This is a genomic window from Streptomyces sp. NPDC001480 (genome assembly GCF_042894725.1).
In the GTDB taxonomy this organism is placed as follows: Bacteria; Actinomycetota; Actinomycetes; order Streptomycetales; family Streptomycetaceae; genus Streptomyces.
The window spans coordinates 241,818-255,737 of the sequence record NZ_JBIAVX010000001.1; the positions used below are offsets into that span (position 1 = coordinate 241,818).

At 71.6% G+C, this 13,920-nt stretch carries 17 protein-coding genes; 7 read left to right on the plus strand and 10 right to left on the minus strand.

All coding sequences use genetic code 11. The features are described 5' to 3' along the window. Positions 1–10: 10 nt before the first annotated feature. On the minus strand, positions 11–142 hold the full coding sequence (locus tag ACFY01_RS01080) for a hypothetical protein (RefSeq protein ID WP_390733505.1): 132 nt from the start codon (positions 140–142) through the stop codon (positions 11–13). A 102-nt stretch (positions 143–244) separates the two neighbouring features. Here ACFY01_RS01080 and ACFY01_RS01085 point away from each other — a divergent pair, with 102 nt between their 5' ends. Together ACFY01_RS01085 and ACFY01_RS01090 are read left to right on the plus strand one after the other, a co-directional pair. Continuing rightward, positions 245–877, plus strand: coding sequence for a LysE family transporter (locus tag ACFY01_RS01085; RefSeq protein ID WP_390733506.1), 633 nt, complete (start codon positions 245–247; stop codon positions 875–877). 146 nt (positions 878–1,023) lie between these two features. Continuing rightward, positions 1,024–1,473: a nitroreductase family deazaflavin-dependent oxidoreductase gene (locus ACFY01_RS01090; RefSeq protein ID WP_390733507.1), complete on the plus strand. Its 450-nt coding sequence runs from the start codon at positions 1,024–1,026 to the stop codon at positions 1,471–1,473. Between the two features lie 113 nt (positions 1,474–1,586). Here the strand turns inward: ACFY01_RS01090 and ACFY01_RS01095 are convergent, their stop codons facing one another. After that, positions 1,587–2,651 carry a cation diffusion facilitator family transporter gene (locus ACFY01_RS01095; protein WP_390733508.1) on the minus strand — a complete coding sequence of 355 codons (1,065 nt, stop codon included), beginning with the start codon at positions 2,649–2,651 and terminating at the stop codon, positions 1,587–1,589. Between the two features lie 97 nt (positions 2,652–2,748). Between ACFY01_RS01095 and ACFY01_RS01100 the strand changes: the two genes are divergently transcribed. Both ACFY01_RS01100 and ACFY01_RS01105 read left to right on the plus strand, forming a co-directional pair. After that, entirely contained in the window at positions 2,749–3,762 is a 1,014-nt protein-coding gene (locus ACFY01_RS01100; protein WP_390733509.1) for a glutathione S-transferase family protein, read from the plus strand. 31 nt (positions 3,763–3,793) lie between these two features. Next, positions 3,794–4,093 carry a DUF4235 domain-containing protein gene (locus ACFY01_RS01105; RefSeq protein WP_390733510.1) on the plus strand — a complete coding sequence of 100 codons (300 nt, stop codon included), beginning with the start codon at positions 3,794–3,796 and terminating at the stop codon, positions 4,091–4,093. A gap of 41 nt (positions 4,094–4,134) precedes the next feature. Here the strand turns inward: ACFY01_RS01105 and ACFY01_RS01110 are convergent, their stop codons facing one another. Together ACFY01_RS01110 and ACFY01_RS01115 are read right to left on the minus strand one after the other, a co-directional pair. Beyond that, positions 4,135–4,527 carry a VOC family protein gene (locus ACFY01_RS01110; RefSeq protein WP_390733511.1) on the minus strand — a complete coding sequence of 131 codons (393 nt, stop codon included), beginning with the start codon at positions 4,525–4,527 and terminating at the stop codon, positions 4,135–4,137. A 72-nt stretch (positions 4,528–4,599) separates the two neighbouring features. Continuing rightward, positions 4,600–5,064 (minus strand): pyridoxamine 5'-phosphate oxidase family protein, encoded by a 465-nt coding sequence (locus ACFY01_RS01115; protein WP_390733512.1) that lies wholly within the window; start codon positions 5,062–5,064, stop codon positions 4,600–4,602. A 762-nt stretch (positions 5,065–5,826) separates the two neighbouring features. Between ACFY01_RS01115 and ACFY01_RS01120 the strand changes: the two genes are divergently transcribed. Then, the gene (locus ACFY01_RS01120) at positions 5,827–7,269 is read left to right on the plus strand and encodes a hypothetical protein (RefSeq protein WP_390733513.1); all 1,443 of its coding nucleotides are present in this window, start codon (positions 5,827–5,829) and stop codon (positions 7,267–7,269) included. Between the two features lie 71 nt (positions 7,270–7,340). On the opposite strand, the gene ACFY01_RS01125 is transcribed toward ACFY01_RS01120, so the two are convergent. The 5 genes from ACFY01_RS01125 to ACFY01_RS01145 are packed head-to-tail and all read right to left on the minus strand — an operon-like array spanning position 7,341 to position 11,715. Continuing rightward, positions 7,341–8,588: a cytochrome P450 gene (locus ACFY01_RS01125; protein ID WP_390733514.1), complete on the minus strand. Its 1,248-nt coding sequence runs from the start codon at positions 8,586–8,588 to the stop codon at positions 7,341–7,343. Further along, the gene (locus ACFY01_RS01130; protein WP_390733515.1) at positions 8,585–9,190 is read right to left on the minus strand and encodes an ATP/GTP-binding protein; all 606 of its coding nucleotides are present in this window, start codon (positions 9,188–9,190) and stop codon (positions 8,585–8,587) included. The genes ACFY01_RS01125 and ACFY01_RS01130 overlap by 4 nt, the downstream gene beginning before the upstream one ends. Continuing rightward, on the minus strand, positions 9,171–9,542 hold the full coding sequence (locus ACFY01_RS01135; RefSeq protein ID WP_390733516.1) for a DUF742 domain-containing protein: 372 nt from the start codon (positions 9,540–9,542) through the stop codon (positions 9,171–9,173). Before ACFY01_RS01135 ends, ACFY01_RS01130 begins: the two co-directional genes overlap by 20 nt. Further along, positions 9,539–9,949, minus strand: coding sequence for a roadblock/LC7 domain-containing protein (locus ACFY01_RS01140; protein ID WP_390733517.1), 411 nt, complete (start codon positions 9,947–9,949; stop codon positions 9,539–9,541). The genes ACFY01_RS01135 and ACFY01_RS01140 overlap by 4 nt, the downstream gene beginning before the upstream one ends. Next, complete coding sequence (locus ACFY01_RS01145; protein ID WP_390733518.1) at positions 9,946–11,715, minus strand: ATP-binding protein; 1,770 nt, start codon at positions 11,713–11,715, stop codon at positions 9,946–9,948. Before ACFY01_RS01145 ends, ACFY01_RS01140 begins: the two co-directional genes overlap by 4 nt. A 233-nt stretch (positions 11,716–11,948) precedes the next feature. Here ACFY01_RS01145 and ACFY01_RS01150 point away from each other — a divergent pair, with 233 nt between their 5' ends. Together ACFY01_RS01150 and ACFY01_RS01155 are read left to right on the plus strand one after the other, a co-directional pair. Then, entirely contained in the window at positions 11,949–12,311 is a 363-nt protein-coding gene (locus tag ACFY01_RS01150) for a DUF1304 domain-containing protein (RefSeq protein WP_390733519.1), read from the plus strand. Continuing rightward, on the plus strand, positions 12,308–12,871 hold the full coding sequence (locus tag ACFY01_RS01155; protein WP_390733520.1) for a TetR/AcrR family transcriptional regulator: 564 nt from the start codon (positions 12,308–12,310) through the stop codon (positions 12,869–12,871). Before ACFY01_RS01150 ends, ACFY01_RS01155 begins: the two co-directional genes overlap by 4 nt. A gap of 33 nt (positions 12,872–12,904) precedes the next feature. Here the strand turns inward: ACFY01_RS01155 and ACFY01_RS01160 are convergent, their stop codons facing one another. Then, on the minus strand, positions 12,905–13,861 hold the full coding sequence (locus ACFY01_RS01160; protein ID WP_390733521.1) for a GlxA family transcriptional regulator: 957 nt from the start codon (positions 13,859–13,861) through the stop codon (positions 12,905–12,907). Positions 13,862–13,920: the final 59 nt, after the last annotated feature.

Sequence of the window (13,920 nt, forward strand, 5' to 3'; positions counted from 1 at the left end):
CCCGGGGCATCTATGGGACGACGGCAAGTTCGGCCAGATCGGTGATCCGCGCTTTCTGGCCGAACATCGCGCGTGCGACCGACGTGATCGGGCCGATATTCGGTTGCGGGTGCCGGGACGCGGGCCGCACGATCGCCCGCATGTTCACCGCTTACGCCATCCTGCCGCCGATGCCCGCCGCCGTCCTGCCGACGCGGGTTCAGCAGCGGCCCGGCCGTCCCCGGAGGCCCGAGCCCGCACGCCCGTGACGGCCGCGCTCGTCGCCGGCCTGGTCGCCGGGTACGGAGTCGCCGTACCCGTCGGCGCGGTCGCGACCTACCTGGTCTCCCTCACCGCTCGTACGTCCCTGCGGACCGGCGCCTCGGCCGCGCTCGGCGTGGCGAGCGCCGACGGCCTCTACGCCCTCCTCGCCACGGTGGGCGGTTCCGCGCTCGCGGCGGCGCTGCGGCCGCTGCTCGGGCCGCTGCGCTGGGCCTCGGCCCTGGTGCTGGCGGCGCTGGCGGTACTGGGCGCGGTGACCGCCGTACGCCAGTACCGCGCGCACCGGCTCACCACCCGGCCGGAGAAGCCGCCGCCCGGCCCCGGCCGGGCCTACCTCGGCCTGCTCGGCATCACCCTGCTGAACCCCACCACGGTGGTCTACTTCGCCGCCCTCGTGCTCGGCACCCGCACCCAGGACGCCGTACGCCCCGTGGAGCAGGGCGTCTTCGTCCTCGCCGCCTTCGCCGCCTCCGCCAGCTGGCAGCTGCTGGTCGCGGGCGGCGGCGCACTCCTCGGCCGCGCCCTGACCGGCCACCGGGGACGACTGGTCACGGCGCTGCTGTCGAGCGTCCTGACCATGGCGCTGGCGGTGCGGGCGGCGGTGGCGCCCGGGTGACAGGTGACTGGCTCGATCGGGACGCCGGACCGGGACGGCCGCGTTCCGGATCCGGCCGCGTGCACACGTGGTACGGATGATTCGAGCACCGGCCGGTGTTGAAGCACGTGCCAGCAGGCCGCAGGACCGTCGAAGGGACGAACGTCATGCCTCTCCAGGGCGAGTACGAGCCCAGCCCGACCCAGTGGGTGCGCGAGCAGGTCGAGTTGTACGAGAGTTCCGGCGGCACCCAGGGGACGACACTGATGGACACGGGGATGCCCGTGATCCTGCTGACGTCCCGGGGCGCCAGGAGCGGCAAGATCCGCAAGACCCCGCTGATGCGGGTCGAGCACGACGGGCGGTACGCCGTGGTCGCCTCTCAGGGAGGCGCGCCCAAGCACCCGGTGTGGTACTTCAACCTCAAGTCCGACCCGCACGTGGAACTCCAGGACGGTCCGGTCAAGCAGGACATGCGGGCCCGTGAGGTCACGGGTGACGAGAAGGCCCGGTGGTGGGAGCGGGCGGTGGCCGCGTACCCGCCGTACGCCGAGTACCAGGAGAAGACCTCCCGGGAGATCCCGCTCTTCGTCCTGGAACCGGTCGACGGACAGTGATCCGCCGAAGCGGAGGGCCCGCCGCCGGGGACCGATTCCGGACCGGGAACGCCGTATTTTAGAAAAATCTGTTTCCGGCAGGCATGGACCGTCTCCACCCGGGCACCAGACCGTCAGGCCCCGCCGCGTTCCCCCGTCGCGGCGGGGCTTTCATGTGCCTCGCCCGCCGGCCGGTCGGTCACGTCGAGGAAGATCTGGTCGGCCTCGGGGATCTCCTCGGTGATGGACTGCTTGATGCGTACGGAGACCTCCTCGACCCGCTCGCTGTCCAGGCCGGGCACCAGGTCGATCCGGGCGGCCACCAGCGTCGAGTCGAGGCCCATCTTCATCGTGAACAGCTGCTCCACGCTGTCGATCTCCGGTTGCTCCGCCAGCAGCGTCCGGATCCGGTCGCTGAGCTCCGGGTCGGCGGCCTCCCCGATGAGCTGGTCGCGTGCTTCGCGGCCCAGCCGGTAGGCGACGTACACGAGCAGCACGCCGATCGCCAGCGAGGCGGACGCCTCCCAGACGGCCTGCCCGGTGGCCATGTGCAGCGCCATGCCGATGATGGCGAGGGTGACACCGAGCACCGCCGTGCCGTCCTCGGCGACCACGGTGCGCAGGGCCGGGTCGCGCAGGCTGCCGCCCTGCCGGCGCACCTGGTGCAGCGCCCGGAACAGGGAGGCGCTCTCGGCGAGCAGCGCGACGCCCAGCACGATCAGACCGGCCACATAGCCGCTGAACTTCTCCTCGGCGCCGTTCCTGAGCGCCTCGGCGCCCTGGAAGAAGGAGAAGCAGCCGCCCATGACGAAGATGCCGACGGCGGCCAGCAGGGACCAGAAGAACCGCTCCTTGCCGTAGCCGAAGGGGTGGCGTGCGTCGGCGGGGCGGCGGCTGCGGCGCAGTGCCGCCAGCAGGAAGACCTCGTTCAAGCTGTCGGCGATCGAGTGCGCTGCCTCGGACATCAGGGCGGGCGAGCCCGCCAGCAGACCGCCGACGGCTTTGGCGGCGGCGATCACCAGGTTGGCGGCGAGCGCCACCCAGACGGTGATCCGTGTCTTGCGGTCGGCCCGGTGGTCCCCGGTGCCTGCCCGGGGCGTCTCCTGCGCGGTGTTCCGCCGGGGGGCCCGGCCGTCGTCCCGGTCCGTCGTCCCCCGTGCCCGCTGTTGCGTCTTCTCTTCCGACGATGTCCCGCTCACCACCGCCGACTGCCCCGGCCGGACCCGCTCACACCGTGCCGACGGCGGAAATCGGGGAACGCGTTCCCCAGGACGCCCCGTGCGGCAAGGAGGAAACATGGGTGGCGACGGCAACCGCGCCTACGGCCACAAGACGTTCAGCCGGTCCAAGAGCCATTTCGCCGACCGGATCACGGCGGACGGCAGTGACGGCTGGCCGGTGGCGGCCGGCCGCTACCGTCTGGTGGTCAGCCGCGCCTGTCCGTGGGCGAGCCGGGCGGTGATCTCGCGCCGGCTGCTGGGCCTGGAGGACGCCCTGTCCATGGCGATCGCCGACCCGGTCCAGGACGACCGCAGCTGGCGCTTCACCCTCGACCCCGCCGGCCGCGACCCGGTGCTCGGCATCCGCTTCCTGGCGGAGGCCTATGACCGGCGGGAGACCGGGTATCCGGGCGGGGTGAGCGTGCCGGCGGTCGTGGACGTGCCGAGCGGCCGCCTGGTCACCAACGACTACCAGCGGCTCACCCTGGACCTCGCCACCGAGTGGACGGCGCTGCACCGCCGGGGAGCACCCGACCTGTACCCGGCCGCCCGGCGGGACGAGATCGACGAGGTGATGACGGAGGTCTACGAGGACGTCAACAACGGTGTGTACCGCGCGGGTTTCGCCACCCACCAGGAGGAGTACGAGGCCGCTTGCGAGGGGGTCTTCCGGCGGCTGGAACTGCTGACGGAGCGGCTCGCCCGGCAGCGCTACCTGGTCGGCGACACCCTCACCGAGGCGGACATCCGGCTGTTCACCACACTGGTCCGTTTCGACCCCGTCTATCACGGTCACTTCAAATGCAACCGGTGGAAGCTGGCGGAGAACCCGGTGCTGTGGGCGTACGCCCGGGACCTTTTCCAGACGCCCGGGTTCGGTGACACGGTCGACTTCGACCACATCAAGCGGCACTACTACCGGGTGCACACCGGCATCAACCCCACCGGGATCGTGCCGCTCGGGCCGGACCTCGCCGGCTGGCTCGCGCCGCACCACCGGGAGGAGCTCGGTGGCCGGCCGTTCGGCGACGGGACGCCACCCGGGCCGGTACGTCCGGGTGAGGAGGTGCCGGCCGCCGGGCGGCCCTGAACCGCACACATCGCAACGAAGGAGTTCACACGTGGCCAAGAAGAAGAAGAAGCTGCCCCTCGCCTACCAGCCCGTCGGATTCGTGCTGAGCTGGGCGGGCGGAGCGCTGGCCGGGATGGCCTTCCGCCAGGCGTGGAAGGCCATCCGGCACGAGGACGACGCGCCCGACGCGCTGGACGAGGACCGCGGCTGGGGCGAGATCCTGCTGGCCGCGGCGGTCCAGGGCGCCATCTTCGCGGTGGTGCGCAGCGCCGTGGACCGCACCGGGGCCAAGGCCATCGAACGCTCGACGGGGGTGTGGCCGGCGTCCGAGAAGGGCGGCCGGGACTGACCCGCCGGAGGCGGACCGGCGCCTGACGTCCCCACAGGTTCTCAGCCCTGCTTCGGGGCGGTGGGAGGCATCAGGCGCAGGGTGAAGGAGTGTCCGGCCGGGTCGGCGTAGCCTCGTTCCTCGTACGGCCCGGCCGCGTCCTTGGTGTCGATGGGCCGGCCGCCGAGCCCGACCACCCTGCGCTCGGCCTCGTCGAGGTCCTCCACGAGGAAGTCCAGGTGGAGCTGGAGGGAGTTCTCGGGGCGCGGCCAGCTCGGCGGGGTCGCGTTCACGTCCCGGCGGAACGCCAGCCGGGCCCCGTCGGCCCCCCTGATCTCCACCAGGTTGGCGGACGCGGCCGTCTCCTCGCCCTCCAGCAACTCCTTGTAGAACGCGGCGAGTTTCTCGGGCTCGGCGCAGTCGAGCACCACAACGCCCGCTTTCACCAGTGTCATCGCTTCCTCCGTGGGGATGAGTCCGGGGGGATGAGAGAGACCCTCCCCTGCGGATATCCCCGCCCCGCGGATTCAGTCGGCCACCAGCCACTTCCCGTCGCGCATCAGGTCGCGCCCGTCCAGTTCGTCGGCCTCGCGCCAGGCCTGCACCCGCTGCGGCCGGATCCGGAAGTACAGGTAGCGGGTCTTGAGCCCGCGCGGGTCGAAACCGGTTCTGCCGGCGAAGAGTTCGGCCTCCCCCTCGGCCAACTCGGCGGATTCCAGGGTCTCGACGGTCCCCTCGATCATGACGACGTCCCGGGTGGGCCCGATGCCCACCCGTGTCGTGCCGGTGGCCGCCAGGTTGCGGCCTGTGGGGCTCGCGGCCGGGGTGGCGACGAGCAGGGCCGCCCCGTCCCAGAGGAAGGACAGCGGCACGAGGTACGGCGCTCCTCCGTCGGCACCTGCGGTGGCGACCCACGCGTCCACGTCGTGCTCGAGCCGGTGCAGGGTGTCCCGCTTGCGCTGCTCGGCGCTGCGGGCGGGCGGTGGAGTCATCTGCCTTGTGCTCCTTGGGAGTTGTGGGATTGTACGCGACTCATGAGGTGTGGGCAGTAACTCATATCACGGCCGGGTCGCCGTGTAGATCATTTACGCTCTGGGCAGCCTCGTAACGCTTCTCGGCGCAACTTTCCGGCCAGGAAGCGGAGTTCGAGTGCGCGGGCGGCCGATCGGGCCGCCCGTTCGCAGGGGCGGGGGCTCTGCGTTCCGTATTCCGGAAGGACGTCTATGCCTGAGGACATGGGCCTGGGGCGCGCCACCTCTGATGGGCCGCGAGTGCTTCCTGATCAACACAGCTGAGGCGGCGATGCCGCTCCACTTCCTCGGCCGTCAGCACAGCAGTCGTGCCCGTCGCGGTCGTTCGCAGCGGGAGCCGGAGCCGGTCGCGTGAGTCCGGCTGCTCGGCGGGGCCGTAGCGGCAGGCACAGCGATCGATTCCGTTGCCATGACCACAGCTTGAAGGAGACCGGTGTGAAATCTCGAGTCGTAGGTGCTGTTCCGAAGGCGTCCGTCGGCAGTTTGCTCCCGGCGCAGCCGAGCGCCCCGCTCCAGCCCACGGAGGCGGGGAACACCCTGGCCCGCCTCTTGGTGGAACGCATCAAGGGGAGCACGGAGCAGCACCGAAGCTGCCAGAACGCTGCTCGGCGGCGGCTGGACGCACTCATATCCCCCCACGCCGGCACCACGCTGCATGTGGAGGGAGCCCTCCGACTGGCGCAACGCGCGTTCCTCCCGCCCGACGAGGAGGGCCATGCCAGGTTGAGGCGACTCGACACCAGCCTGCGCATGATCGAGGCGGCCTTCCCCCAAGTCAGCACCGACATCGAGGTCTGCCGACTGACCTGCATGATGCTGGAAGGGGCCTGGCGGAGCCGGGCGCTCGCCCCGCCGCGCGAGGAGGAGCAGACGGCCGCCTGCGCCTGCCCACTGTGCCGTCTGCTGCCCACGCCCCCCGCACGCACGCTGGGTGACTACAGTTGGCGGCAGAGCGCCGGTCATCCCCTCACGGTGAAGACCTGGCCGTACCGCGAGGAACTCGACAGTGTCCTGACCGGTGGCTGGTCCGTGGTCCGGGTGATGAACGACCTCGAACGAGACCTGGGCCTGCGCCACCGCTTCGAAGACGACATCCTCCTCTTCCACGAATACAAACGCGTGATCGACACCATCGACACCACGCGTGTCACCCAGCTCGTCGAAGGCCGCCTGGCCGAGAGTTTCAGCACCAACAGCGCACGGGCGCTGGTCTGCGGACTCTACGCGGCCCACAAGCGATCCGCCGACGAGTACTGGCTCCAGCAGCACCACGCCGGCAACGTCACGCTCCCCCAGACCAACCCGCTCAGCCAGAGCACCTACTCGGCCCTGCAGATGCTGGACTGCCTTTTCTGGCACGTCTCGCCCGACACCGAACTCTGGCAGGAGGAACACCTCGCCTCCCTGCTGCTGTGCCGCGTCATCGACGACATCGCCGACGTACGAGTCGACGCGCTGACCGGCGAGATCAGCAATTTCTGGCTCGCCGACATGCCCACCCACACCAAGGCCCTCTATGCCGCCTGCACCATCGCCCTCATCAAGTACGGCTGCACGCCCGAAGCGCACTCCTCGATGTGGAACACCTGGCTGATGCCCAGCACCGTCGTCTGGATGGGGCTCACGGGCCGCCACGCGCTGTGGTTCGACGGCATCACCCAGGGCCTTCCCCCGGCCGAGGCGTGCCCGCTGTGTGACCTTCAGCCCGACGCGTGCACCGGCATCCTCACCCACGGCACCACCCTCACCATCAGCCCGCGGCCCACCGCGCCGGCCCTGAGCACCCTGACCGCTGAGCTGTCCGCACGCTGCCGAGCCCAGTTCCCCCGGACCTGGCCCCTCTTCGACGCCGAGCTCCACGCCTTCGAAGCACTGCACGGCCCCTGGCACGGCAACACCGACCGGACATGGGAGATCCTGCGCCGCACCTACATCGCGGCCGTGGAGGCATCCATGGCCGAGTCGTCCCAGGACCGCGCTCGTCAGATCCAGCAGGACGCCGGCGCAGTCGGATGTGAGTACTTCCACACCATGTACGACCCTCGAACCGGGAGGGAGGACACCGCACTGCTCGCCTACATGTTCGGCTGCGCCCACCCGCATTTCCTCTGGAACGCCACCGGATACCGTCCCACGGGCGTCACAGGCGACTGGCTCGACGGCTGACGCCTGTCCAGCACTGGATCAACGGGGCAGCGGCGCTGCCCGGTCGGGTTGCCGACCGGGCAGCGGCGTGCTCACACCGGGAACTCGACCGGCAGCCTGTCCAGCCGGGAATCCCAGGTGGAGGCGGTCGTGGTGAGCTCATCCGCCGGCACGGCCAGCCGCAGGCCCGGCAGCCGGTGCAGCAGGACGTCCACCGCAATCTCGATCATGGACTGCCCGATGTTCTGCCCCGGGCATTCGTGCGGGCCCGCGCCGAACGCCAGGTGCGCCTGGTTGCCCTGCACCGAGACACCCGGGTCCGGTCGGACCTCGGGGTCGAGGTTCCCCGGGGCGAGACCGAGAACGAGCAGGTCGCCCTCCTCGATGCGGTGCCCGCCCAGTTCGACGTCGCTGGCGGCGAAGCGCCCCGGCAGGACGGCCAGCGGCGGAGAGTTCCACATGGCCTCCTCCACCACCGCCGAGATGTTCAGCTGACCGCTGATCAGCCCGGAGAGCCGGGAGGCGTCGGTCAGGACCAGCTCCAGCACCCGGGCCAGCAGGTTGGTCGTGACGTGTGCGGCGATCAGCACCACGCGCAGGTGGTGGACGACCTCGTCGTGGTCGAGGGCCGCGTGATGCCTCAGCAGACCGGTGGCGAGGTCGGAGCCGGGTTCGGACCGCCTGCGCTCGGCGAGTTCACCGAAGATCTCCCTGATCACGCCATCGTGCACCACGGCGTCCTCGCCGCCCTTGAGCACCTGGGCGCAGGACTCGACCAGCCGGCGCCCCTCCGCCTCGGCCAGCCCCAGAATGCGGGTCATCACGAGCATCGGCACATAGTCGGCGTAGTCCGCCACCAGGTCGGCGCGGCCGTTGGCCGCGAACCCGTCGATCTGCTTGTTGGCGAAGTGCGTGGCGTGGCGCCGGATGCCGCGGCCGGCCGCATCCTGAAGCACGTCGTTGACGGCGCCGCGCAGCCTGCGGTGCGCCTCGCCGTCCTGGGACACACAGTCGGGGCGCCAGCCGAGCATCGGAACCAGCGGAGAGTTCTCCGCGATCCGGCCCTCCCGCCAGTCCCGCCAGTTCCGGGCGTCCCGGGCGAACTGGCGGGGGTTGTCGAGCACCCGTCGGCTGTCCCGGTAGCCCAGCACCAGCCAGGCGGGGATGTCGCCCTCCAGCAGCACCGGCGCGACGGGGCCGTGCTCCTTGCGCAGCCGCTCGTAGATGCCGAGCGGGTCGGTGGCCGCCTCGGGCCCGTACAACCGGGCCGGTTCGGCCGGACCGTGGGCGGCCGGGCAGCCGCGGGGGGCGTCGGGACTGTCGAGGTTCCGGTCGTTCATCGGGGCTCCAGTGCGACGGCGGAGCGATCCTGCAAATGACGTATCAGGGCGATCAGTACGTCCCGGCTGGCGGCCCGGTCACGGGCGTCGCACGCCACGACCGGGATGTTTGGGGAGATGTCCAGGGCGTCCCGGATCTCCTCGACCGGGTGCTCCTTGGAGTCGGGGAAGATGTTCAGCGCGATGACGAAGGGCACGTTCTGCCGCTCCATCTCCTCGATCGCCCGGAAACTGGAGGCCAGGCGGCGGGTGTCCACCAGGACCACCGCGCCGAGCGCCCCTTTGAACAGGCCGTTCCACAGGAACCAGAAGCGTTCCTGGCCGGGGGTGCCGAACAGGTACAGCATCAGGCTGTCGTTGAGGCTGATCTTGCCGAAGTCCAGGCTGACGGTGGTCTCGGCCTTGTCGGCGACGCCGATGAGGTGGTCGTCCTCGACGCTGGCCTGGGTGAGGGTCTCCTCGGTGGTGAGCGGCTTGATGTCACTGACGGAGCGGACCATGGTGGTCTTTCCCGTGCCGAACCCGCCGGCGATCATCACCTTGACCGAGCGGGTGCCCCCGGCGGCCGGTTCACCGGGATGGTCAAAGCCTTTCCAGTCCACTGAGTACCTCCTGGAGGAGCGCGAGGTCGGGCCCGCGGCCGGCGTGGTGCGCCGGGATGGGATCACGGGCTTCAATACGGCCTGCGTCCAGCAGATCCGCCAACAGCACCGCGAGAATGTTGAAGGGCAGTCCGAGGTGGGCGCCCAGTTCGGCCACCGACAGCGGATCACGGCAGCGCCGGAGTATCTCCCCGTGCTCGTGCTGCATGCCCGGCGAGGGGCTGGTGCGGGAGACGACGAGGGTCGCCACGTCGAGACTCGACGCCGACCCGCCCGGTCCGCTGCGCCCCCCGGTGAGGACGTAGTAGCGCTCGAGACCGGCCGGGTCCATGGGCCGGCGGGGGGCACTCATCCAGAGTGCTCCTCCCGGCGCGGAGTGGTGCCGAGGAGCTCGCCCATCCGGCGGGCCAGATCCCTCATCTGGTGTCCGAGCAGGCCCTGGTCGAGGCCTTCGCGGGCGAGTACGCCGAGATACGTCTCGACACCCGCCCGTACGACGAACAGATGACCGCCGTCGACCTCGATCATCGCGAGCCGCAGCTGTCCCGCGTACGTGGGGAACTGCTCGGCGACCGGCTGGGCCAGGGCCTGGAGGCCGGCCACCACGGCCGCGAAGCGGTCCACGTCGTCGGGGTCTTCGGCGCCAAAGGAGGTGATGGCCTTCCCGTCGCTGGAGGCCACCAGGGCGAAGCGGATCTCCGGGATGCTCTCCACCAGATCGCGGAGCGCCCAGCTCACGTCGGTTCCCTGTTGCGTCATGTGGACTGGTCGCTCTCTTCGCCTCGGTGCTCGGTGGACTCGCGTCCGGCGGGCTCGCGTGTGGTGTTCGGTGTGTCCGCCTCCGGGGATTGCCGCGCGGGTTCGGCTCCGCCGGGCTCGCGGCCCGCCGTGGCGAAGGCCGCCAGGCCCGCGAAGGACGCGTCCGGGGGGACGGCGGTGACGGAGGACGGCTCGGGGCGCGAGGTGGGCTCCGCCCGGTCTCGTTCCTCCGGCTCGCGGCGCCTGCTGCGGCGCCGGGGCAGGCCGCCGGGCGTGGTGTCCACCGCGTCGGCGGAGTCTGCCGGAGCGGCCGAGGTGTCCGGGGCGGTCGCGACGGCCGGGGTGGTGGTTGCCTGGACGGGCGCCGGGGCGGCCGCCAGGGTCGGGGCGGGCGCTGCGAGGGGGCTGAAGTACTTGTGCGGAACCACGACGACCACCGAGGTGCCGAGCCAGGGCGAGTCGGCGAAGGTGACCCGGATGCCGTAGCGGCGGGCGAGGGTACCGACCACGCGCAGGCCGATGTTGGCGTCCTCCGAGATGCCGCCGAGGCCGGGACCGGCAGCGGTGCCCGAGAGGCACTGCTCGGCCTCGCGCTTCTTCTCCTCGCTCAGTCCCTTGCCGGAGTCCTGGATCTCGATGCCGACGCCGTTCGGCACCTCCTTGCCGGAGACGACGACCGGCTCGGTGGGCGGAGAGTAGCGGGCGGCGTTGTCCAGGAGGTGGGCGAAGACCAGGGTGAGGTGGTCCACCAGACCGCCGTCGACGCCGAGTTCGGGCAGATGGCGCACCTCGACCCGGTGGAAGTCCTTGATCCGGCCGATGCCGCCGCGGACCACGCTGAGCAGCCGCTGCGGCTCCTGCCACTGCCGTCCGGGCCGGTCCGAGCCGCCGAGCACGCCGATGCTGGCGGCGAGCGAGTCCGCCGGGCCGAGCTCCTGGTCGAGTTCCATCAGGCCCCGGGCGACGGCGGGCAGCCGCCCGTGCTCGCCCTGCATCTCGTGCAGCCGGCCACGGAGTTTGCCGGTCAGGATGTGGATGCGGTTGCCGATGCTGATGACGGCCTGCTCGGCGGAGGTGGAGCGGTTGAACTCCTCCTCGACGCCGATCAGCGAGGTCCGCAGGATCCGGCGCAGATCGGCCTGGAGTCCGGCGTCGACCTTCGCGCCCTGGTTCACCGCGGGCAGCAGGTCGTCGACGGCGTCGCCGGCCCGCAGCCGGGCCAGCGCCTCGGGCAGCTGCTCCTCGGCGAGCCGGGCGACCGCCTCGCGCTGGTGGGCGAGTTCCTCCTGCCACGCCTCGGCCCCGTCGGCGAGCCGGTCCTCGTACGACTTGGCCGTGTCGGCGATCCGCTGCTCGTACGCCCGCGCCTGCTCGGTCAGTCGGGTGTCGTAGGCGGTCTGCTGTTCGGCGAGCCGGGCGTCGTACGCGGCGGCCTGCTCGGTCAGCTGTGCCTCCAGGGAGGCGCGCTCGGCGCCGAACTTCCGTTCCAGAGCGGCGACATGCTGCTGCCACTGCAAGGAGTGCTCGGCCTGCGAGGTGCGGTGGTCGCCCTCGGCGCGGCGCAGTTGCCGCTGGGAGCGGATCAGCAGCCGTACGCACACGGAGCCGGCGGCGGTCGCGGCGGCGCCGGCCACGGCGGCGGTGACGCCCTCCGAGCTCATGAAGGTGGCGGCAACCGTCCCGCCTCCTAAGGCCAGGGGCATCAGCCACCAGCTGTACCAGGCGACAGGGGCCCGCGCCGCCGGTGGCGGAGTGGCGAGTTCCATCTGCATCCTTCAAAAGGGAACACGATCCGAACAGGGGGGTGTGCACGTCAACTCGCAGTGCCGGACTGGAGCTTATCGGGTTTGAAGCCCAAAGGATCAACCGCACGGTCGCGCGCAGGTGAGGGTTCGGTCACTCTCCGACAGGAGCGGGCGGAGTGGATTCCTGGACAGGTGTCCAGCTATGGTGGACACCTGTCCAACTCTGGCAGCGGAGACGAAGGAGCCCACTGGTCGTGGACATCGTGGCGAGAACACTGGTCGGCCTGGTGGCGGCCCTGCACGGGTACATCCTGGTGCTGGAGGTGTTCCTGTGGCAGAAGAAGCCCGGCCGGGCGCTGCACGGCTTCGACGCCGAGATGGCACGGGCGACCGCGCCGATGGCCGCGAACCAGGGGCTCTACAACGGCTTCCTCGCGGCCGGTCTGGTGTGGGGGCTGGTCGCGGGCGACCCGACGGGCTCCGACGCGCAGGTGTTCTTCCTGTGCTGCGTGGTCGTCGCCGGCGTGTTCGGGGCGGCCACGGCCAACCGGCGCATCCTGTTCGCCCAGGCGCTGCCCGGCGCGCTCGCCCTGGCCGCCGTGCTGGCCGCCCGGTGACCCGGCCCGCGCCCGAGGACCCGCGGGCCGCCCGCACCCGGGCGCGGCTGCGCGCGGCCCTGCTGGCGGAGTGCGCCGAGCGGCCGCTGGCGGAGGTCGGCGTGGCGGCGCTGGTGCGCCGGGCCGGGGTGGGCCGGGCCACGTTCTACGTGCACTACGACGGTCTGGAGGCGCTGGCCGTCGACGCCTGCGCGGACGTCGTACGGGAGGCGGTCGAGGCGCTGCACGCGTGGCGCGGCCGGCCCGACCCGGTGCACGCCCCGCCGGCCCTGCCGGCGTTCTTCGCGGGCCTCGCCCCGCACGCCGCCCTCTACCGCACGCTGCTCACGCCGGGCGGCGGCGGACCGCTCGGGCACGTCCTGCACCGGGACCTCAGGGCCCGCAGCCTGGCCGAGCGCGAACGGGCGGGCGCGGCCGACGCCCCGCTCGTCGCCTCGGCCGTGGCCGCGACCTTCGCCGGTGTCCTCGCCGACTGGCTGCACGGGCTGCTGGAGGCGGGCCCGGAGGAAGTCGCCGACCAGGTCTGGCAGTTGCTGGTGGCCCTGCACCGCAGCCGGTGACTTCCGCGACACTCACGCGGCGTGCGGAGTCCTTCAGCGGGCCGTCTGGAACGTCCGCCGGTACGCCTGCGGTGACACCCCGATCGCCGCGTGCAGATGCTGGCGGAGGGAGGCGCCGGTGGCGAAGCCGACCTCGCCCGCGATCTGGTCCACCGACAGGTCGCTGGACTCCAGCAGGTGCCGGGCCCGGACCACGCGCTGCTGGATCAGCCAGCGGCCGGGGCTGAGGCCCACCTCGTCGCCGAAGCGGCGGGCGAAGGTGCGCAGGCTCATCCGGGCGTGGCCGGCGAGCTCGGCGAGGGTGAGGGGTTCGCCGAGGCGTTCCAGGGCCCAGGCGCGAGTGGCGGCCGTGCTCGCCGCGCCGGAGTCGGGGACCGGCTGCTCGATGTACTGGGCCTGGCCGCCGTCCCGGAAGGGCGGGACCACGCAGCGCCGGGCGACGGTGTTGGCGAGTTCGCTGCCGTGGTCGGAACGCACGAGGTGCAGGCAGATGTCGACGCCGGAGGCGGCGCCCGCCGAGGTGAGGAACCGGCCGTCCTCGACGAAGAGCACGTCCGGGTCGAGGGTGACGCGCGGGAAGAGCCGGCGGAAGCCGTCGGCGACCTGCCAGTGCGTGGTGGCCCGGCGCCCGTCGAGCAGCCCGGCGGCGGCGAGCACGAAGGCGCCCGTGCAGATGGAGACCACGCGTGCGCGCTCCGGGATCCGGGCGAGCGCGGCGGTGACGGCCTCGGGCAGCACGTCCGGGATGTGGGTGGGCGTGATGGACGTGATGATCACCGTGTCGGCGGTGTCGATGATCTCGGGGCCGTGCTCGACGGTGACCGAGAAGTCCGCCGCGGTGCGCACCGGTGCGCCGTCGACCGTGCAGGTCAGCACCTCGTACCGGCCGTCCGCCGCGCCCAGGATCCGGCTGGGGATGCCCAGTTCGAAGGGGTAGACGCCGTCGAGGGCCAGGACCACGACCCGTTCCTTGCTCCGCTCACCACGCATGGCACGATCTTATCGGATGTTGGCAATCATGCCATTTCCTGTGCGGCCGGAGCCGGGCA